Source organism: Fictibacillus fluitans (genome assembly GCF_030418125.1).
Lineage (GTDB): Bacteria > Bacillota > Bacilli > Bacillales > Fictibacillaceae > Fictibacillus_C > Fictibacillus_C fluitans.
In genome coordinates, this window is sequence record NZ_JAUHTR010000005.1 from 166,276 (window position 1) to 186,963 (window position 20,688).

The 20,688-nt window shown below is 42.0% G+C and carries 20 protein-coding genes; 7 read left to right on the forward strand and 13 right to left on the reverse strand.

What is annotated here, in order from left to right:
- Nucleotides 1-40: 40 nt before the first annotated feature.
- Complete coding sequence (locus QYB97_RS11455; RefSeq protein ID WP_301166138.1) at nt 41-1,969, reverse strand: BglG family transcription antiterminator; 1,929 nt, start codon at nt 1,967-1,969, stop codon at nt 41-43.
- 146 nt (nt 1,970-2,115) lie between these two features.
- Entirely contained in the window at nt 2,116-3,297 is a 1,182-nt protein-coding gene (locus tag QYB97_RS11460; protein ID WP_301166139.1) for a YecA family protein, read from the reverse strand.
- 251 nt (nt 3,298-3,548) lie between these two features.
- Here QYB97_RS11460 and QYB97_RS11465 point away from each other — a divergent pair, with 251 nt between their 5' ends.
- Entirely contained in the window at nt 3,549-4,421 is an 873-nt protein-coding gene (locus QYB97_RS11465; protein WP_301166140.1) for a hypothetical protein, read from the forward strand.
- Between the two features lie 37 nt (nt 4,422-4,458).
- Entirely contained in the window at nt 4,459-4,941 is a 483-nt protein-coding gene (locus QYB97_RS11470; protein WP_301166141.1) for a hypothetical protein, read from the forward strand.
- Nucleotides 4,942-4,978: 37 nt separating this feature from the next.
- Here the strand turns inward: QYB97_RS11470 and QYB97_RS11475 are convergent, their stop codons facing one another.
- Both QYB97_RS11475 and truA read right to left on the reverse strand, forming a co-directional pair.
- Entirely contained in the window at nt 4,979-5,203 is a 225-nt protein-coding gene (locus tag QYB97_RS11475) for a hypothetical protein (RefSeq protein ID WP_301166142.1), read from the reverse strand.
- A 198-nt stretch (nt 5,204-5,401) separates the two neighbouring features.
- Nucleotides 5,402-6,139: a tRNA pseudouridine(38-40) synthase TruA gene (gene truA / locus QYB97_RS11480; protein WP_301166143.1), complete on the reverse strand. Its 738-nt coding sequence runs from the start codon at nt 6,137-6,139 to the stop codon at nt 5,402-5,404.
- Between the two features lie 166 nt (nt 6,140-6,305).
- Between truA and QYB97_RS11485 the strand changes: the two genes are divergently transcribed.
- Together QYB97_RS11485 and QYB97_RS11490 are read left to right on the forward strand one after the other, a co-directional pair.
- Nucleotides 6,306-7,016, forward strand: a complete 711-nt coding sequence (locus tag QYB97_RS11485) for an SDR family NAD(P)-dependent oxidoreductase (RefSeq protein WP_301166144.1) — start codon at nt 6,306-6,308, stop codon at nt 7,014-7,016.
- Between the two features lie 120 nt (nt 7,017-7,136).
- Complete coding sequence (locus tag QYB97_RS11490; RefSeq protein ID WP_301166145.1) at nt 7,137-8,687, forward strand: hypothetical protein; 1,551 nt, start codon at nt 7,137-7,139, stop codon at nt 8,685-8,687.
- A 305-nt stretch (nt 8,688-8,992) separates the two neighbouring features.
- Here the strand turns inward: QYB97_RS11490 and QYB97_RS11495 are convergent, their stop codons facing one another.
- A complete protein-coding gene (locus QYB97_RS11495; RefSeq protein ID WP_301166146.1) occupies nt 8,993-9,457 on the reverse strand; it encodes a phage tail protein in 465 nt (154 codons plus the stop codon).
- Nucleotides 9,458-9,469: 12 nt separating this feature from the next.
- On the reverse strand, nt 9,470-9,943 hold the full coding sequence (locus QYB97_RS11500; RefSeq protein WP_301166147.1) for a GyrI-like domain-containing protein: 474 nt from the start codon (nt 9,941-9,943) through the stop codon (nt 9,470-9,472).
- A gap of 106 nt (nt 9,944-10,049) precedes the next feature.
- Here QYB97_RS11500 and QYB97_RS11505 point away from each other — a divergent pair, with 106 nt between their 5' ends.
- Complete coding sequence (locus QYB97_RS11505) at nt 10,050-11,003, forward strand: helix-turn-helix transcriptional regulator (protein WP_301166148.1); 954 nt, start codon at nt 10,050-10,052, stop codon at nt 11,001-11,003.
- A 71-nt stretch (nt 11,004-11,074) separates the two neighbouring features.
- Here QYB97_RS11505 and QYB97_RS11510 read toward each other — a convergent pair whose 3' ends face one another.
- The 6 genes from QYB97_RS11510 to QYB97_RS11535 form a co-directional block, all read right to left on the reverse strand.
- Nucleotides 11,075-12,247, reverse strand: coding sequence for an iron-containing alcohol dehydrogenase (locus tag QYB97_RS11510; protein WP_301166149.1), 1,173 nt, complete (start codon nt 12,245-12,247; stop codon nt 11,075-11,077).
- An 88-nt stretch (nt 12,248-12,335) separates the two neighbouring features.
- Nucleotides 12,336-13,229 carry a LysR family transcriptional regulator gene (locus QYB97_RS11515; protein WP_301166150.1) on the reverse strand — a complete coding sequence of 298 codons (894 nt, stop codon included), beginning with the start codon at nt 13,227-13,229 and terminating at the stop codon, nt 12,336-12,338.
- A gap of 130 nt (nt 13,230-13,359) precedes the next feature.
- On the reverse strand, nt 13,360-14,760 hold the full coding sequence (locus tag QYB97_RS11520; protein ID WP_301166151.1) for a DUF4179 domain-containing protein: 1,401 nt from the start codon (nt 14,758-14,760) through the stop codon (nt 13,360-13,362).
- Nucleotides 14,753-15,292 (reverse strand): sigma-70 family RNA polymerase sigma factor, encoded by a 540-nt coding sequence (locus QYB97_RS11525; protein ID WP_301166152.1) that lies wholly within the window; start codon nt 15,290-15,292, stop codon nt 14,753-14,755. Before QYB97_RS11525 ends, QYB97_RS11520 begins: the two co-directional genes overlap by 8 nt.
- A gap of 157 nt (nt 15,293-15,449) precedes the next feature.
- Nucleotides 15,450-16,424 carry a tRNA dihydrouridine synthase gene (locus QYB97_RS11530; RefSeq protein WP_301166153.1) on the reverse strand — a complete coding sequence of 325 codons (975 nt, stop codon included), beginning with the start codon at nt 16,422-16,424 and terminating at the stop codon, nt 15,450-15,452.
- Nucleotides 16,425-16,675: 251 nt separating this feature from the next.
- Complete coding sequence (locus tag QYB97_RS11535; RefSeq protein WP_301166154.1) at nt 16,676-17,569, reverse strand: LysR family transcriptional regulator; 894 nt, start codon at nt 17,567-17,569, stop codon at nt 16,676-16,678.
- Between the two features lie 131 nt (nt 17,570-17,700).
- Between QYB97_RS11535 and QYB97_RS11540 the strand changes: the two genes are divergently transcribed.
- Nucleotides 17,701-18,306, forward strand: a complete 606-nt coding sequence (locus QYB97_RS11540) for a class I SAM-dependent methyltransferase (RefSeq protein WP_301166155.1) — start codon at nt 17,701-17,703, stop codon at nt 18,304-18,306.
- Nucleotides 18,307-18,361: 55 nt separating this feature from the next.
- Here QYB97_RS11540 and QYB97_RS11545 read toward each other — a convergent pair whose 3' ends face one another.
- Nucleotides 18,362-19,027, reverse strand: a complete 666-nt coding sequence (locus tag QYB97_RS11545; protein ID WP_301166156.1) for a Type 1 glutamine amidotransferase-like domain-containing protein — start codon at nt 19,025-19,027, stop codon at nt 18,362-18,364.
- Nucleotides 19,028-19,408: 381 nt separating this feature from the next.
- Here QYB97_RS11545 and QYB97_RS11550 point away from each other — a divergent pair, with 381 nt between their 5' ends.
- On the forward strand, nt 19,409-20,686 hold the full coding sequence (locus QYB97_RS11550; protein ID WP_301166157.1) for a hypothetical protein: 1,278 nt from the start codon (nt 19,409-19,411) through the stop codon (nt 20,684-20,686).
- The last annotated feature ends 2 nt before the right edge of the window (nt 20,687-20,688 follow it).

Sequence of the window (20,688 nt, forward strand, 5' to 3'; positions counted from 1 at the left end):
AAAAGGCAGGACACGCTGGTAGCACGCCCTGCCTTTCCCCTTACTTCCCGCTCTCAAGTATTCCTGCAAACTCATGATAATCCCTTGCTCCTGATAACGCATAGACTGTGATCGGGCTCTCACTTAAGGCAGCAATCTCTCCCATAATTCCGCGGATTGCTCCATGATCTTTTTTGGCTATAGCCAGCATAAAGATGAGCGATGCCTGTTCGTTTCCCCATTCCATGGGCTTGTCCAGAATGGCCACAGCAAGCACCGATCGCTTCACCGTTTCCGGGTTTCCGTGCGGAATGGCCACTCCCCCTCCAATAGCGGTAGCCGATTTCCGTTCTCTGTTCACTGCACTATGAATATATTCCTTGCTCACGTATCCGTGTTTATAAAGCCCCTGTGCCAAAAATTCTACCAACTCATAGCGGTGTTCTTTTCGTACATTAAAAAAGACAAGATCCTCGTGCAAGAAAGGAGAAAAAGCGGAATGGCCAGGATCATCTCTCTTGTTTTGTTCCAGCTCTTCAACAAACTGGCTTACCTTTTTCTTATCCTCTTGCCCAAACAGCGGTGAAACGACAATGTGCTTTACTGCTGCTTTATCAAGAGGAATGGTTGAGATAATAAAGTCCGCCTTCTCCTTTTTCAAATAGTTGTCCAACTCACCTCTGCCCACACAGGCAAGAACTTCGATGTCCTGATACTGCTGCTCTATTTTTGCCTCCAGAAGATGTGAGATGCCAATCCCCATATGGCAGACAATGATGACCTTTTTCTTTGTTTCGCTTTTCTGCTCAAGCCTTTGGACAGCCGCCTGAAAGTGAAGTACGAGATAAGCCGCCTCGTCCTCCGGAACCTCAACGTCAAAAGACTTCTTTATCTCCTCGAGCGCAAGCATGACCATATGAAACATAAAAGGATACATCTTTTTAATATTCGTAAGCAGGGGATTTGTAATAGGGAACCCGAAGCTTAGGCGATTCAGCACTGAATGCAGGTGAAGAGCAAGACCATTCATGAGGATGTCATCGTCCTTAAAATGAAAAGAAGTCAATCTCTCCATCTTTGCAGTCAAGGATGCAGCAAGATTTGATGTTGCAGGATTCACTTGCACGTCTGGGCTGTCTCCCTCTCCCAACCGTTTACTGCTCATAAGATGCCATGTAAAATACACCCGTTCCTCTTCTGGAAAGGACAAGCCGAATTCATTCTTCAGCAGATCAAATAAATAGCTCGTATACTCATATTCCTGCTGGTCGGCTGTCTCTGCCATCTCCGTTTTATGAACAAAAACACGCGATCGCTGCCGTGTCCGTTTGATCATGATCAAGGCATGTACCAGCAGGTTTTCCATCGTTTCATCCGTAAAAGCAAAGGAAAACTCCAAGCTCATGCTTTGGAGCGCTTTTCTGACCAACATGATTTCATAAGGCTGAAACAGATCGAGCACCGCATTCTTCCTATCCAGTCTCGACGAATGAAGCTGTGACAAGTGGGCGAGCGCATTACGTTTCTTCAATTCGGTTCCTTCTATAACATGGCCAATCCTCGGTTTTGAAACGAGTTCCAGTTCATAACGCTGCAGCCAATCTGTAATAATTTCCAAATCTTTTTTTACAGCCGCTTTTGCGACATAATAGCGATCAGCAAAATGCTGCAGAGTAACCGTCTTTTCACTCGTTAACAGCTCATAAGCAATCTCAAACAGCCGTTCTTCATTCGTTTTTGATTCTGCTGACAGAAGCGTGCTTAAAAGCGCAGCACGATCTTCCTCCGCACTTTCAATTGCGATGCCTAAGCCAGGCTTCCGTATCAAGCGCGAATCCGCATATTCACCTAAATACTCTTCTATTTTGTCCAGATCGTTCCGCACCGTTTTCTCTGAACACGCCAACCGTTCGGCCAGCTCCTTAATATGAAGTACACCTCCATACTCAACGAGCAACATTTTCAGTAGTTCCTTTTGCCTGGCATTCATCTTCCGCACCTGCTCCATTTTACTTATAGAGCTAGTTTAACGATATTTAATGTGTGAATCAAATCACCGCCAACAAACGCAGTTGCATATTTGCTTAAAAGAAAAAAGCATTCGTAGTTGAATGCTTTCTGCTTACCATCTATAAATCATTTCCCACAACACTTCTTATACTTTTTCCCACTCCCACACGGACAAGGTTCATTACGGCCTGTTTTATCAGGAGCACGAAATGGGACCACATTAGAGCCATACGTTACATCCGGAGCAGCTTCGGATGTTTCTTGGCCTTTTCCAAGCCCTGCCGGGGAATACCCTTTCAAGGCCCACTGAGGTGTCGTGTTGTATAGTTTCACAGCTTTATCAACCATCTCCTGAAAAGCTGCTGCATTCGGAAATTCGAATTCCTCCTGGATAAAAAGAATGATATCGTTCAGGCTGCCGCCACTTTTAATCTGATCGCTAAAATCTCCAAGAATAGCATCCGCTTCGTCGGACGGGACATCATAATTGTTTTGTATAAACTGCTTCACATCCTTCATCGCAGGTGTCCATTCTACATATTCAGGCTCTCCTGCTTTCAACAGCTGCTGCTTCGTAAAAGGGCAGTAATCAAGGTCGGGACGCATTTCTTGCTGTTTTATCACTTCATCCGCATCTTCAATCACAAGGTCCTTGATTCCAAAGTACGTCATTTCGATTTCGCCATAATAATCCTCTGAAGCACGCAAAACCTCAAAGTAGTCGTCAACTTCCACTTCTTTACCTGTAAGCTTCCGGAGGCTGTTTATAATATCCTTGTGTTCCATAACACCGTAATAATAAAGCATGCCTTGAGTAAGGGTGATCCACTCCGTATTTCTTCGAATACATGCTTTTAATTCGGTTCCATCCAGTTCTTGAAAACGGTCCATCAGTTCAGCGGGCATAATAATAAACCTTTCGCCATCTTCCATGATTGGAAAGACCAATCCATACTTCTTCAGCGAGATCAGTTTATCGATTTCATATGGCGGTGTTGCCGGAATCGAACCGCCATTTTTTAGCAATTTTTTCAGAAAACTGTACCTCTCCTCATCCAACTTATATAATATTTGGTCAAAATGAGCCGGAATCAGTTGTGCTAGTTCATGGGCAAGTTTTGTTTTGTTCAAAGAGCTTATTCCACTAAATTCATACAACTTACGAATCCCGTCCAGTTCCGCTTTTGTCAAAGCAACCAGCATCTTTTCCAGCGTACTGGTGTCCTCGATCTCTTTCCAGATCGCATTTCCTCTTTTTACTTCGTGCTGTATTAACTCCTTTAGTAGATTCTCCGGATCTTTGTTCATAGGTATCCCTTCTTTCTGTCCAAGTCCCTTTTATTGTTGATGCCATTATAACATTGCGGGATAGATACATCTTGAAAGCCATGATATAAAAAAAAAACAACCTATTTAAGACTGGTTGCCGTTCCAAATCTATGAATATATCACTTTCTTCCAGTTAACGTTAAAAATAACCATATGACTATTATATTCACCTATTACAAAAGTAAATGAATGAATAAAATACTAGTAATCTAGTGAAAGGAGTTGATTTATTGCCTACTTGTCCTTGTAACAACACACCACTGCAGCCTGTTGATATTACGTTTGATGTTCCTACTTGCGTAAGCAGGATCGGCACACCAGAAATTTTTGTTAGCTGTGCCAACATTACTTGTTCATCAGGTTCCTGTGATCAATCCGTAACTTTTCAGGTATGCCCTGGTAATCCCGCTTCAGAAATCACGTGCCCTGTTACTGTCTATACACTTACCTTCACTGGCGAAAAGCAGTTTATCCTGCAAGTCCCCGTTTTTGACCAGGCGGGCTGTACCCTCCCGCCGTTTCTTACCTTCCAGTTTAATATCGATATTGGCACCCAAACCTGCTATTACTGCAGCCCCCAAACCTGCCCTGCTAGTTTTTGTACGCTTTTATCCTTAGAAAATATCGTCATTACCTTTGATGCGGCTCAGCATACTCTTACTATCACGGGAGATCCGGTATTTAACTGCCCTCCATCCGATGATCCAAGTTGTGTATTGACCCGGGGTTACTATGCCAACCACCCTGAAGTTTCACAACAACTGCTATCCCAAGCCGGAGGCCAAATTGTTCTTGGTGCTGACAGCCAGGCATTCAGTTTAACCGTGACCTCTCAAAATCTGATTGGTGTTTTAAGCGGGAATGTCCCAGGTGGTCCATCACCACAATATCAACAGCTGTATACACAGCTATTAACCGCTAAGTTAAACGTATTAAACGGGGCAGGCTGTCCTCTTGCTACCATGTATATCAATAATGCGGATACCTTCTTAACTAATCCGACTCAAAATGATCCAGGGGCTTCTGACATTCAACAATTGCTCGCCTCCTATAATGAAGGAAATGCTGACGGATGTCCTGAGCACTGCAGCGGTACAGAATAAATATTAATGGATTCTTAAAATGAAAGGATGAATAAATATGTGTGATCCAGCAATATGTACTTGTGTCAACACACCACTGTCACCTATAAATCTGACGTTCCCCATGCCTACCTGTGTTCGGCAGATCGGGACACCCATTCTGAATGTGGGCTGTGCCAATGTAACCTGTACTCCGGGATCCTGTGGGCAAAACGTAACCTTTGAAGTTTGTCCAGGCGATGCTTCTTCAGAAGTTACCTGTGCGATTACCGTTTATACGCTCACCTTTACAGGATTTAAAGAGTTTATTTTACAGGTGCCCGTTTTCGATCAGGTTGGCTGTGACCTTCCTGAATATATGACTTTTCTGTTTGATGTGAACATTGGTACCCAAACCTGCTATTACTGTAGTCCCCAAACGTGTTCAGGCGACTACTGTACGGTGCTTTCTATTAATAACTTAAGCATCACTTTTGATCCGGCAGCCCACACTCTGACCGTTACAGGACAACCTGTCTTTAACTGTCCTGCATCAGATTAACACAAGAAAAAATCTCCCAACCAGGAGATTTTATTTTTTACTTACTGAATTTTAAAAAAGTCTTAACTCTCTCAAAAAAACCTTTCTTCCGATAGCTGTCTATTGAAACTGGCTGCTTGGTTTCTTTTACTTCTGCCTCTCCCGCCACGGGAACAGAACCAGCAACCCATCCTTTTATGGCATTGTCTTTATCTCCGCAGCCACAGCCTGACTTTTCAATTTTGAACTCCTGCGGTTTTGATTTACCCTTGTTATCTTCCATCGTTATCCCCCTTTACCACATGCTCTTACTAGTGGGAATTCGATAAATGGATGATAGAAACACTCATTCTTCCACTTGTCCCTTCCCTATGAACAATATATGTTTTGATTGGAAGGCGGGTTGGACAACTGTTCCGTTTACGTAAAAAAACAAGCTGCCAGATATGGCAGCCTGAGTGATAGATATGATTAATTAAACTTAAAACCCAACCTTCTCCAAATACAATCCTTCTGCTTCTGCCATTCGGCCGGTTTGGATTCTTTCTTTTGATCTAAGAATAGATGGAATGGAGGCAGCGTCTATTTCTCCTAATCCTACTTCAATTAGCGTTCCCACAATTTTTCTTACCATATTGTAAAGGAACCCGTTGCCGCGGATCTTAATTTCGATGAAACCTTCTTTTTCCTTGATATCGAGCGAATAGATTTCACGATCCATCGACTTTTTCTTCCCCTTGGCATTGGAGTATGATGTAAAGTCATGCTCACCTAAAAAGTGTTTAGCTGCTTCTTTCATCTTTTTCTGATCCAGCTTTTCTTCCACATGCATGCTGTACTTTCTCATGAATGGCTGTGGGAATGGCTTATTCCAGATTTTGTAGGAATAAGTTTTATCTTTGGCATTGTAGCGCGCATGAAAACGGTCATGAGCAATCGTAACATCCACAACGCTGATATCCTGAGGAAGATATCGGTTCATATACTTCATGACTTCCTCTTCTGTCATATGTTTACGCATCTTGAAATTCGCGATTTGGGCAAGCGCATGCGCCCCAGCGTCCGTTCTTCCCGATCCAATGATTTCAATTTCTTCACCGGCCATTTCAGTTAATACCTTTTCAATTTTACCTTGAATAGTATTTTCCGTATTGCCGAGCCGCTGCCAGCCCTTGTATCTAGCACCATCATATTGAATGGTTAATTTATAATTAGTCATTGTGTTCTCCTTGTTTCGTTTACTTGTAATAGAGTTAGTGTAACCGTTAATATAGAGCGAATCAAATCAATTCAAATTAAAGCTGAATTAAGAAAAATGAAACTATTTGTTTAGGCAGTAACTTTTAATGGTATCTAATGTAGAAAACCATTGGAGGTTTTAACCTATGACTAAATATGCCTTCGTTACAGGAGCGAACAAAGGGATCGGCTATGAGCTGGTACGACAGCTGTTGGAAAAAGAGTATCATGTGTTTTTGGGAGCACGGGATGAAGAACTCGGGCAGCAAGCCGTGGAATCCCTGGGCTTTTCAAATGTTTCATTAGTTTTAGTAGATATTTCGGATATTCACTCTATCCAATATGCAAAACATCGAATCCTTGAGGTAACCGATCACTTGGACTTACTCATTAATAATGCTGGGATTGCTCCTGATTTTAATATTAAGCCCAGTGAACTAAAAGTGGAAACCTTACGTTCCGCTTTTGATGTTAACTTTTTCGGTACCTTTCATATGATTCAAGAGTTTTTGCCGCTGGTTCAAAAGGCGCCGCGCGGGAAAATCGTAAATCTTACAACCGACATGGCTTCCCAGACGAAGTTTGACAATGGCGAAGTGCATCAGCTGAATTTTTTGGCATACAATTCATCAAAAACAGCTATCAATTCCTTAACCCTTGCGTTTGGAAAAGAGTTTGGTGAGAGCGGTCCTGAAATCTTCGGTGTCACACCCGGCTTTACATCGACTGACCTCAACGGAAATGCGCCAGGGGGCCAATCAGCGGCAGAAGGTGCGGAAATTATTCTTACACATGCGTTAAGCGAAACCAATTATAACGGGAAAATACTCGATAGGAACGGAGTTATGCCTTGGTAGGCAAAATCAGCAAATGACTTGTATTATAAAGTGTGCCTTTTGACTAACTTGTACACCTTATGAAATACACCAACATATGATATAGGAGATTCTCTTATCAATAATAAAGGAAGGATTTTTATGGAGAATAACAATTCCTGTATCTGTCAGTTTTTAAAAAGTGTGAAACGCGGACAAGCAATTACGATTATAACGGACCAGGGTGGTTCAGTTACTTTTATCTTTAGAAAAATTAAGGGGTTCTGTGTAATTGGGGAACTTTCCAATGGCACGTTAGTCGAGTTTGATTGTAATGATTTAGAGGCTATATTTTTCCCTCCTACACCTCCCCTTCCCCCTACTGGCTGTCAGGTATCATTGTTTGTAGAAGCGGAAATTCAATGTGAAGACTTTATAACTGGAGAAGTTATTTGTAATGGCTCACCTGTCCCTTTTACGCCTGTATTCTTAGCATCGAATCCAGGCTTGATTAATTTTGCTCAAAATCCTGTATTTACAGATGCTAATGGTAATTTCACGGTAAATGTGAGTGTTCCTGCACCAACTTCCGAGACGCCAGTAACGATTTCTGCGGTTGCAGTAAATGGTACTGCAACAGGTGTCGCCTCTTCCATTGTAACGTGTTCAACCACGGCTTGTGTTCTTGATATTTTCGGACCAGAAGGAGGAACCTTTGATTGCGATGGACCATTAAATGGCCGGCTCGTTTGTGATGGAGTACCTGTTGAAGGCGTTCCAATCACGATAACACAGAACCCCGCAGGCACATTTGTTATTAATCCATCTTCAACATTTACTGATTCAGATGGGAACTTTGAGGCAGGTATCAATCTTGCGCCAGGTGGATCAGGAACAGCGATCATAACGGTTACTGCAGATGGATTCGCCAGTGATTCCATTGCGGTTTCAGGAACATGTACAGAAACCTGTGATATTACAGCAACGGTAACCCCAGGTACAACTTGTACCTACACCATTTCTGGTTTAGTGACATGTGGGTTAGTACCTCAACCAAATGTTCTTGTTGACTTCACGACCTTCCCGGCTATGGGCATGACAATTCCGTCAACTACCACACTTGCTGATGGTACTTACTCACAAACGTTTACGGTTCCCCCAGGAACATCCATTACGTCCGTATTAATTACAGCCGCCGCAAGTCCAGGAGGACAACCAATCTCTACAGAATTAGGTACTGTACTCAGCTGTCCAGCACCTGTAGAATGTCCTTGTAAATTTCGATTAGGCGTAGGCGGATTTGGGGCTCCCGCAACAGCGAACGTGATCAATGGACCTGTTTCTTCAACAGTTTCGGGTACCATTAACGTGTCCGCTGTTCAATGTTTTATTGCGGGGCCAGGGTGTAATCCTGCAGTTAATAACTTTAGTATTACATTCTCCGGCGGCAGCTTTGTGTTCAACCTGACACAGGGCCGGAGAATTAAATTCTCATGTAATGACAGCGTCAGTGTACAGCTGGAAGGTACTGCCCAAGCAACTGGTTCCTCAACCCTACAAGGTTTATTTGATGTATTCCTGACCGCCACGATAAGTGGTAGTACGATTATTTGGACGATTAATGCCACCAATGATGTTGGAGATTCGTTTAATACCACCTTCACATCTGCAGTCACTCCCCAAACATTTATTGGTGATTGTTCTCAGTTCTAAAAAGCAAAAAAGGAGAATGAGCTGGGTGATTCCATTGCTCATTCTTTTTAACATGGAATACTTATATATTTGTTTTCAAATCTTCTATGCCGTGATGCTCCCTTGTAATCAATCCTTAATATTTCTACCTATGCAGAATGGCATTAGCTATCGAAACATATAAACAAACAAGCAAACACATTCTTTTTCAATCTCTAAAAGAATCCACAACCTAAACCCATGTATAAAAGGCTCAGCGCATTAAGCTCTGAAGCCTTTTTTGCTTTAAATACATATGAAATCAAAAATGGTTTCCGTTTCAGTTCTTAATATTCTCCCTTGATGACAAAGAACGAGCCCCGAATGGTTCCAGCAAGTTTTGACTTCTGCCTGGCAAACTTGAACTTGCCTTCTAGCTCCTTGGGTATATCCATTCCCTCCGAAAGCTTAAAACCTACTGCCCGCTTCTTGGGGTTATCCACTGTATACATGACGTTCACCGCAAGACCGTCTTCATAAAAGACGTAGGCAAATTGAATGTTCTCCACTTGAAACATTGATGTTTCCAGCGGCTTGGCGGCAAACTCAATATCACGTTCTTCTTTTAGGATCCGGTTCACGTAATCCAGTGTCTCCTGGCTTTCGCTCGCCGGTACAACCGTAAATTCGTGTTTGTATTTGTTCATGAAGTAGCGGGCTTCATTCGCACGTAATCCGGCAAGTGCAACTGACGCAGGTGAAGACTCCAATCCTGCTTCAGATACATTTTTAAAATCAACAGTGTAGGACATAACTTTTCCTCCTTATTTTCGGATAACAGGAATCCACATTTCACCATAAATCAGGCCGTTGCGCTGCCCCATCTCAACCGATGCATTGGGTCCGCCAACATAGGCAACATTCATTGCTTCCGGCAGTACTTCCCCAAAGGCGACCGCAGCCAGCTTAAGATCATCAGCCGATTCCCCTTCCCCTTTGACCACGACGTATTCCCCTTTAGGAAATTGGATCACTCGTGCTTCTTCCGGAGCTGGTTCCTCTGTCATCACGCCGGCATAATGCATCATCTTGTTGTTTACCGCTTCATTCACCGCAAAAATGTAGTCATTTGACGCCATGGCCTTTAGCGTATCGAGCCTTCCATCTTGATCGACGGCCTCCCAAAAGTCTGCCTTTTCCTTGTGAATGCCCGCATAGTCTGTATAATCGCTCTTAAGCTCTGTTCCAAGTCCGATCACGGTAAAGCCTTCTTTTTCTTCCAGGGTAAAATTCGCCATATCCAATACCTCTCTTCTCCATTTTTTTCATGATTTGTATTCATTGCTTGATAGGTATATCATAGCTTTAAACCATGTCAAAAAATGATACTGTTTAGGAGCCCCGATGAAAAAAGTTGAGCGGATCAATGTCATTATGCGGTACATCAACAATCGTGCCCACTTTACCATTTCTGAAATCATGCGGGAGTTTAACATCTCCCGTTCGACCGCCGTTCGAGACATACGAGAAGTTGAGGCCATGGGGATGCCCCTTGTTGCTGAGGTTGGAAGGGATGGAGGTTTTTTTGTCATGCACAACTCTGTCCTTCCTGAAGTCCGCTTTACGAATCATGAAGTCAAAGCCCTTTTTATCGCCTTTATGGCCACACGAAACCAACAACTTCCCTATTTGAAGAGCCGCCAGTCTTTGGCAGAAAAATTGATTGGCCTCATTTCCGAAAACCAGCAGGATGACCTCGTTCTTTTAAATCAAATCTTGCTGTTTGAAGGAACCAACCCGCATAACCCTGATTTACTTGATCTCTCTGACCTTCCCCATCCCATGCTGGAAACACTCATACAAACTTTACTTATTGATCGGTATTTATCCATTACCATTAATGAAAGGACATCTTATACGATTTACCTCCTGCACCTTTACCGTGAAAAAAGCACCTGGCTGATTGAAGGCTTTGACTTAAAAGAAGAAAACAAGAAGATCATTCCTGTGGACCATCTTACCGAGATTAAAGCCCTCCCGGCGAAAAAAAGAATAAGCAGGAAAAAGATCCTGGAGAAATTACGTAAATCAGAGGAGCCCACAAACCTTGTCATTGAACTGGGGCCAAGAGCCATTGCCCAGTTCAAAAAGTACCATCCGTTAAAAGTGTCAATCTCATATACGAATCCTTATCAGACAACGGCTTTATTAAAGACTTTTATTGATGAGAATAAGCAAGAAGAATTAAATGAAATTATTAATTGGCTGCTGTTTTTGGGCGAGGATATTATGGTTAGAGAAGTGCCAGAGAAAGTCTCAGATGTTATACAAAAAAGAATGCGTTCTTTCTGCACCTAAGAAGTCCTTGAGCAAATATTGAGCAATAAAAAAACCGGCTCTCATTCCTTTTTAATGAGAGCCGGTTTTAATTATAATGATCTCTTCAAAATATCCATCACTGATTCCGGATCAAGCTCTTTGTATGTGCCCACTCCTGGTTTGATGAACGTTTTTTCGACGATGCTTCCGAACTCACTATCATCGATATCATAATCACCAAGTGTGCTTGGTGCACCGAGAGAGTTCCAGAAATCACGGAGTGCTTGAGCTCCTTCTTTGGCAAGCTCTGTATCACTTTTTCCGGTTGGATCCATGCCAAACACATTCACTGCAAGCTGCTTCACACGTGAAGGATCTTCCTCCAGAACATGCTCTAGCCAGTTCGGGAACAGAATGGCAAGGCCTCCGCCATGGGGAATGTCATAAAGAGCGGAAACCGCATGCTCGATCCGATGTGTCGCCCAGTCTCCCCCATCCGTACCATTTAACAGTGTATCGTTGAATGCTGTCGTACTTACATACATCATGGTTTCCCGGTATTCAAACGACTGCATGTCCTCTAAAAGCCTGGGCCCCGTCTGAATGGCCGTACGCAGGAAGGATTCGATGAACCCGTCGATCATGGGCGTATTTTTTGTACGGTGAAAATAGCTTTCCAGGGCATGCGACATGCTGTCCACAATCCCATAAACTGTCTGATCACGCGGAACAGAAAAAGTGTACTCCGGGTCAAGAATAGAGAAGCGCGGATGAACGTGGGGTGAAGACCATCCCAGCTTGTCCTTAGTCTCCCAGTTTGTAATAACGGACGTCGAGTTCATTTCTGATCCGGTTGCTGCGAGCGTCAAAACAGTACCAATCGGCAATGCTTCTTTTATCTCTGCTTTGCGGGTGATCAAATCCCATGCATCCCCCTCATACTTTGCGCCGATTGCAATGGCTTTTGTGCAATCAATGACACTTCCGCCGCCTACTGCAAGAAGAAGATCAATATTTTCCTGTTTGCATATCTCAACACCTTTATGAACGGTTGATAGCCTTGGATTTGGTTCCACACCAGAGAGTTCAACGATATGAGCAGCCGCACTCTTTAATTCTTTCATCACATCATCATACACACCGTTTTTCTTGATGCTGCCTCCTCCATAAACAACGAGTACGTTTACAGAATGTCCTAATTTATTGAGCTCTTGAGACAGCTGGCAGATTTGCCCTTTTCCAAAATATAGTTTTGTTGGATTATATTGAACAAATGTATTCATTTCGAACTGCACCTCATTTTAATGATTTCCTTCTCACTCTATCAGATAAAAACCACTAAGGGTTATTGATAATCTTCGATAGGGATCATCAATTTATTTGATAGTCCGTTTCGCTAATCATCTCTATCAACTGCCGAATAGGTGTGGAAAGATATTTTTTCTTGCTGTAGATGACCTGTGAATACAGATGAATCCGATCTCCTTCAAATGGGATACTCAGGAGCTTTCCAGAATTCAATTCTTCCTTCACGGATATTGCCGGCACAAGCGCTACCCCCAGATCATCGGCAACACATTGCTTGATTGCTTCCAGACTGCTGAAGGATATGACAGATTGAGGCTGAATACCTTGCTCAACAATAAGCTCTTCAAGAAGAATACGGTACGGGCAGCCTTCCTCGGTCAGTATGATGGTCTCATGTTTCAAATCAATAGCCGAAACATCGCTCTTATTGTGCCATCCGTGTTTTGGAGAAGCCACCATGACCATTGGCTCTTTTCGGATCGGAATCACCTGCAGATCGGCGGACGAATGAATCCGGTCAAGTAATACAGCAATATCAAATTTCCCTTCAAGAATACCTTGAACAAGATTCGGACATAGCCCGGCTTCCAGCATTATTTTTAATGAAGGATGTTGATCCTTTAACGCTTTAATGTATGGGGTAATAAAATAAGCAGCCAATGACTCCACCGTCCCAATCCGGATCGTTCCCCGGAGATTTCTTTCATCCGCCAGCCGTTCGCTTGCTTCTTCTAGCAGACCAAGTATTTTTTCCACATAAAAAAGAAGATCCTCCCCTGATTGGGTAAGCACCATTTTTTGACCCGAACGTTCAAAGAGCCGAACGTTATATTGGTCTTCCAGCTTTTTAACCTGTGTGGTGACGCTTGACTGTGCGTACCCCAACTCCTGGCCGGCCCGTGTATAGCTGCCCCATTTCGCCACTTCCTTGAACGTGTAAAAATAGTTTAAATCCATGTCCGCCTCCGTCACTCATTGTTTCATCTTCGGTTATTTTACCATGAAAGCAAGAGGATTATGTTCAGTAAAAAACCTGAGAAAGCCACAGCTCCTCAGGTTTAAATATCCGCTTATTAGAAATCTATTTTTATTGAACTTCAATAGTCAAAGGTTTGAGATCTTTAGCCGGAACAAAGCTTGAAAAATCAAACTGCATAATCGTGTTTTCGAGGTTAAAGTTCTTTATTTTTTCTTCCCCGTTTAAGTAAAACGTTGATTGGAAGTGTGCCGTGTTTGGATTAATTGTTTCTACCTTATTCAATCGAATTCCGTGATTTTTAGGAGGGAATGGGTTTTCAGGATCCATTTTTCCGATAAACGCTTTATCTACCAGCAGAAATTCATACTGCAAGTTATTTTCAATCAGTTCAAGTTTATCTTTACTTAACTCTTTGGGGAATCCCGTAAAATTGTAATCGATTACCAGCTTTTCGTCCTTTTGCTTAATATCATTTACATGAAGCCCTAAATCGAGCCGCTTGCTTTTCAACGTAAATGTTCTTTTGTCCAAAAGATGTTCTGTCTCCGGGTCAGCAACACTGATCTGCGGATAAAAAGTAAGGGATTCGATTTTTGGATTTAGTTTGGTCATTTCTGTGCGTACCGTCTTGTGGTACCCGTCTCTTTGTTTGGATTCTTCAATGGTTGTTCCGTTTCCAAACCTGTAGACCTTTCCTTTTTCATCATTTGCTTTTGTTAAATGAATCTCATCATCCTTGTACTTCTGGACGGTCTCATAAATGAGCGAAGAGGATGCTTTAGAGTTAAGGATTTTTTTAATACGAACTTTAACATCTTCACCTTGATACGCATATTCCTGATTTATGGCAAGGGTACTGTTTTTTGCTTGTTTGATGGGAATTTCGAAATTCCATTCACCTTTGATCCCGTTGATATTATGAATCGTTATAGGAAGAGTGGAGTCTTCCTTAAATGTTTGATACGGATAATTCATTTTCCATTGAAAGTTATAGCCATTTTCTACTTTCTTAATATCTGTTGACTTTCCATTTAGCCAAGGGTCATGGTCTCCTTTATTGTTCTCAAAGTTCACATCAAAGCTTACTTCTCCTTTTTCGTTATGCCCTTTTTCTACCTCATCATCTACAAATCCCGTAACGGACACCACATTTCCATCAAAGTAAGCACTTGTCAGTTTTACCGTCACACCATTCTTTGTCATTGCTTGATTCAATTGCATCACTGCATTTTGTTGAGCTAACTGTACACCTGTTGCATCATTAAATTCTTGAAAAATCCCGCCGATTACAGGAGCTTTAGCCAGTACTTTATTCATATCGGAGTTAACAAATCCTGAAGTAACAGTGATTCCAAGGATGGCTGCGGCCGCCACGGCTGCAGTCATGGCTTTCTTCCTCGGCTTTCTCCGTTCATTATTTTTATTTAAGCCTTTATTGATCGCATCAAATACTTTATCCTTTGATACTGGAATTCGCTCCACGGCACCCTTTATTTCCTTTTTATCCATGACATTCGTCCTCCTCATTTTTATAGGACTTTTTTAATTCCGCTTTTCCCCTGCTTAAATATGTTTTCACGGTATTCTCCGGGATCTCCAATACACTGCTGATCTTTTTAATCGAGTAATCATAATAGTAAAAGAGCAGTATGACGATACGGTAATTCTCTTTCAGCTGTTGAATAGCGTGCAGGAGTTGTATCGATTGTTCAATGTTTGGATTTGCGGTATCTGGCAGATTTAAGATTAATTCATCACTTAACGGAACAACATTGCTTTTCTTTTTTAACAATTGTCCCGAACACCGAATGACAATCTTGGTAAGCCAGGTCATAAAATACTCCGGGTGCTGTAATGATTGGATGGATGTAAAGGCCTGATAGGTTGCCTCCTGGACAACATCCAGCGCATCTTCCTCGTTATGTACATAAAGATAGGCCGTTCGGTAAATCCGTTCATAATGCTGTTGAACCAGCTTTTCAAAGGCTCTCTTATTACCCTTGATCGCTCTTTTTACTAACTTGTGGCTTTCCATTTTCATCTTTTTTGTCCCCCCTTTACTAATTAGTGGAAGTTACAACTGCAAAAAGTTTCAAAAAGAGAAAACATTTTTATAAAAAGCTAAATATGGAAAAAAAGAAGCAGAAACCATTACGATTTCTGCTTACTTTAAGACCATTTCAGTTGTATTTTTACTTCTAAAATAAATCAGGATTACTTGAAACAAAGTTATCGAGCAACACACGCACTTCACCCGTTGACTTGGTTTGAAACAATTGATTTCTTAATTCACCCGCTCCCCGGAATCCTTTAACATAGATCTTAAAAAAGCGGTGAATAGCTGTGAACGGACGCAGCTCCAATTCGGAGTATTTATCAAGAAGATCCAGATGCAGTCTTAAGAGATCCAGCAAATCTTTACTGCTATGCTCTTTCGGCTCTTTTTCAAAAGCGAATGGATTATGAAAAATCCCACGGCCAATCATAACCCCATCCACGCCATATTCCTCAACCAGCTTCAAGCCTGTTTGACGGTCAGGAATATCTCCATTGATTGTTAAAAGTGTATCGGGTGCCACTTCGTCACGAAGTTTCTTGATCTCGGGGATCAGTTCCCAGTGTGCATCTACTTTACTCATTTCCTTTGTTGTTCGCAGATGGATAGAAAGGTTAACAATATCTTGTTTCAAGATGTGTGTTAGCCATTCTTTCCATTCGTCCACTTCCGTGAAACCAAGCCTGGTCTTTACACTTACAGGCAATCCTCCAGCTTTGGCTGCTTGTATTAACTCTGCCGCAACGTCCGGACGACGGATCAGGCCGCTTCCCTTCCCATTCTGTGTCACATTTGGTACAGGACAGCCCATATTAATGTCAATTCCCTGAAAGCCCATTTCCGCCATACCGATACTCATTTTGCGGAAATTCTCAGGACTGTCTCCCCAAATGTGAGCTACCATCGGCTGCTCATCCTCAGTAAATGTCAAACGCCCCTTCACACTCTGAATCCCCTGTGGGTGGCAATAGCTATCACTGTTTGTGAACTCTGTAAAAAACACATCAGGCCTGGCCGCTTCACTTACTACATGGCGGAAAACAACATCCGTCACTTCTTCCATTGGTGCTAATATAAAAAATGGTCGTGGCAATTCACGCCAAAAATTGTCTTTCATGTTGTAATCCATATCCTCTCATGATGGGAAACGTAACAAACCCTTATCCCAAAATTAAAAAGCAAGATGTCCCTGCTTCCTTTACATTTATACCATGCTTAAACGCTTAATATCAAACTAACGACCTATTCCTATCAACCATTATTCCACTGTTTCAGGAAAAGACTCCAATATCGCAAGAAATTCTTTAAAAGATCAGGGCCGGACTATATTGCAGCAAAATTAGAGGTTCCTGCTAATCGTAAATAAAATCAATCTACTTTATTAAATTGCTTCCTAAAAGCATCAACAAATCTCATTGCTGTTGGAGACAAACTCTGTTCCGATTCTAAGCTTACCAGTGCCATTTCCCGGTATAAAGCCGGCAGATCTGCTGGCTGTAGTTTAACTAACTTTTTATCTTTTAACTGTTCAGTTACCATCGATTCCGTTAAAAGGGCTATTCCATTATTGGAGAAAACTAAGTCCAATGCTGTTGCGGGAGGCAGTTCTAAATGATCGATTCTGGGGCTAAGCAACGATTTTTGCCAATGCTTGCTTTCCTCACTCCAGTCCACAATGATATAGGGTTGGCTGTTTTTTATCATGTCTGCACAACTTAGGGTTCTATTCGTTGATGCAAGGTGATGAGAAGGATGAGCAACCAGTACAAGCGGCTCCTTAAACGTAAAAATACTCTTTATATCAGTATTAAAATAAGGTTTTGTCATAAACCCCATTTTTATAAAACCATCATAAAGCATTTCAATGATCTGCTGATTATGTCCCGTATGTATTTCTAGTTTTATTTCAGAGTAATTTTTATTAAGGTAAGCAATTACTGAACTAAACGTTCCAGACGTATAGGAGGGCAAGGTTCCAATGGTAACAAAACCTGACTTTCCCTCTTGCATTAACTGAGCTCTTTCCATCCCTTTCGTTAAAATTTCAATGGCCTGTCTGGCATATGGCAGGAATCCCTTTCCCGCCTCAGTTAGCTCTATCCTTTTCCCCACACGGTAAAAAAGACCGCCACCCACCTCTTTTTCTAATCCTTGTATCCTTATGCTAATGGTGGGTTGAGAGAGATTTAAGTATCTTGCTGCTTTACTGAAACTCCCCAATCTTACCACGTGTTCAAATGCCTTTAACTGATTAATGTCCAAGTGATTCCTCCTCTTCATCCATAAAAAATACTTATACTAACTATAACTGATATTATCTTGTTTAATGTATCCACTGTACTATAATTTTTCATAGAACGATGAAGGGGGTCATTACGGTTTTACTAAAAAGAATGAAGGAATTTATTGATCTTCAATACCAGTCGCCAAAGGGCCTGGTGGGATTCTATTTTGGAGAGAAGATGGTTTTACAACATCAGCCTGAAACCATATGGACAATTGATTTACTGAAATTACGCAAGGAAGAAAGGGTACTGGAGATTGGGTGCGGAGCTGGATATGCAATGAAAACCATACTTACACAGCCTGCTGTCAAACTTGTAGTAGGATTGGACCTATCGAAATCCATGCTTCGGTCGGCAAAGCTAAGAAACAGATCAGCAGTAAGGAAAGGTACAGCTAATCTACTCCTGGGTAACGTAAGTAACATCCCCTTAGGTAATGACTCGTTCACCAAAGTATTTAGTATACATTCAATATATTTTTGGGATATTAACCCGCAGACTATTTCTGAAATTTATAGAGTGTTAAAACCTAACGGAACAGTAACGATAACCCTTTGTAATGGTAAGAATGGAGAAACATGGACAGGCGTACAAAACATGATAGAAGGACAACTAATCCCCTCAATGATCCAATTGGGTTTTAATGAAGTCAAAATAGTAAAAGGGCCAGATTCAAGAGGCTTCCATACTATCGCTGTTCTTGGAGAAAAGTAAACAATTAAAAAGGCACCTGGCTAAAACAGTCAGTTGCCTTTTTAATTCAATTTTTTCAAGGAGAAAACAATTTCCATTGCCCTTCGGATACAACTTCAACCTCTCCATCGATTACTTTGATCGCGGTTTGATCATCCATTGCATACGCTGGCCCCTGCATCTTGGCTGCCCATTTTTCTGCATTAGCCATCGTGTTATACGGCAGCATCTCATGCTCGAGATGCGGGAACATGGCAAAACCGACCAGGTTCAGCGTTTTATCACCATCATCATTGGGTGGAGTCCAGTTAACGAAGAATTCGCCGATGTTCGGTGCCATCACCATGCTACCGGCACTCAACCCCACATAGACTGAAGATAGCGACGGCAAGAGTTCTGCCAGTCCCGACTGCTTCATCCAGTAATTCAGATACAATGGGTCACCGCCATCCACTAACAGAACATCAATCTCCTTAACCATAGGAACCCAATGCTCCTTAGGAAGGCTTGGCAGCGCAGTGAGTTCCAGCACCCCCATAGACTTCCAGCCCACCTCACACATCGGTGCGCCGGATTTTCCATTCAAGAACTTCCATGCGTTCCATGCACCACCGGGTATGGCGTGTACCGCCGTCGGTATACAAAGAGCGTTGGACTCTTCAATCGGCTTGTCCAGCATGTCAACCAGCGCATTACGAATGCTTTTGTTACTAATGCCCCCAGATGTAAGAAGTAATTTCATAACACATCTCCTTTTTCTTGTGTGTCTTTCATTCTTCTGACTTATATGATGGGTATGCAAAAGCACGTTCTATCTTAATGTTTATATCAGGGTGTAGCTAGAGTCAAGGGGAAATGGATTCAATTCTCAATTTGAAAACACATGGCAAAAACACAAAAAAGGCAACTACCACAAGGGTTAGTTGCCTTCGTTCAATATGATCTGCGCTACACACTCCACATCTCTGGACTGTATGTGACAACACATGAGATGTTGGTGAGTTATACACATCAATTCTTCTGTCAGCATTCACAGCAAATATGTTGGTTTCACCAATACAGTTTTTTATACATAAAATAAACAAGCATATTTGAAGTCAGTGAAAGGAACTGAGGAGTGAGAATGCAAAAACGGGATAGGTGTGAAGAATGCAAACATAAAAGTTGTATCTGTAATAAAAATTCGTTGTTTTTCCCTTGTGAGAAATGTAAGAAAGAAAAATGTAACTGTAAAAAACAATTGGGGGCCGAGGTAGATTTAATACAAAAGGATATTGAACTAACCCAAGGTCAAGCACAAACTTTAGGGAATCAAGACCAAACAGCTACTGAAAGCCAAGGTTTAACACAAGGAGACCTGACGCAGACTGGTACAGAAAGCCAGGGCCAGACATTGGGGGATCAAACTCAAACGGGTACAGAAAGTCAAAGTCAAACTATGGGAGACCAAACCCAAACCAATTCACAAGGTCAGTCAGGGTCTACACTAACCCAAACACAAAATCCGACTCAAACAGGGGGAACGGTTACACAAGAACAAAACCCAACCCAGACTCAAACGGGTACTGCCACTCAAACTCAACAAGCAAATCCCACGAATAACGGAACCGCCGATGTTACCCAAACGGTTAGTGGGGTGACAGTCAATGTTCCTGTTACTGTTGATGTAAGTTGTGGTTGTAATGAAAAGAAAGAGAAATTTGGCAGTAAGAATAATAAAGATTGTTGTGACTGCTGTGCACGAGCATTGGGCAATTTGCTTAGACAAATCCAACCCATTCAAATTACAAATTTAGAGACCATAAATATTTATCTAACAAATGGTCTTGCTTTACCCGCTAACCCGATACCTGGGCAAACGATAACTAATGTAAATGATTGTGCGACTGTATCATTTGCTACAGGTCCTGTAGTTACTACACCTTCTACAATTGCTCAATTATGTAAAGTTGCGGGTTTTTCTACAACTGGAGCGAACTTAGTGGCATTCCTAACTAATTTTGCAAATACTTGTACCAATAATACTGGAGACACATGTGGCTGTGGCTGTGGAAAATTTGATTGTGGGAATCAATTTTGTAACTGTAATACCTGCGCAAACGGAATAGGGGCACAATTAAGCTTGCTCACTGGGGCGGTAGTTAATTTAATTATAGAAGGAGTGCCGACTGCCATCAATGGCGTGAGGATCCTTAAAGTTTGTGACTGTTTAGCCTTTTTTATAGATGATGCTGCTTCTACGATATATGTATTTACCTTGTGTTCTATCGAAGCATTTACTCCTGCCACCACTACTAGCACCCCTTTACAACCTCCACAAACGCCGCCAGGAACTCCCATAATTACATTGCTCCCTTGTTGCTCGGAAAGTAGCCATAAAAGAAGGAAAAGAAGAAAATGAGG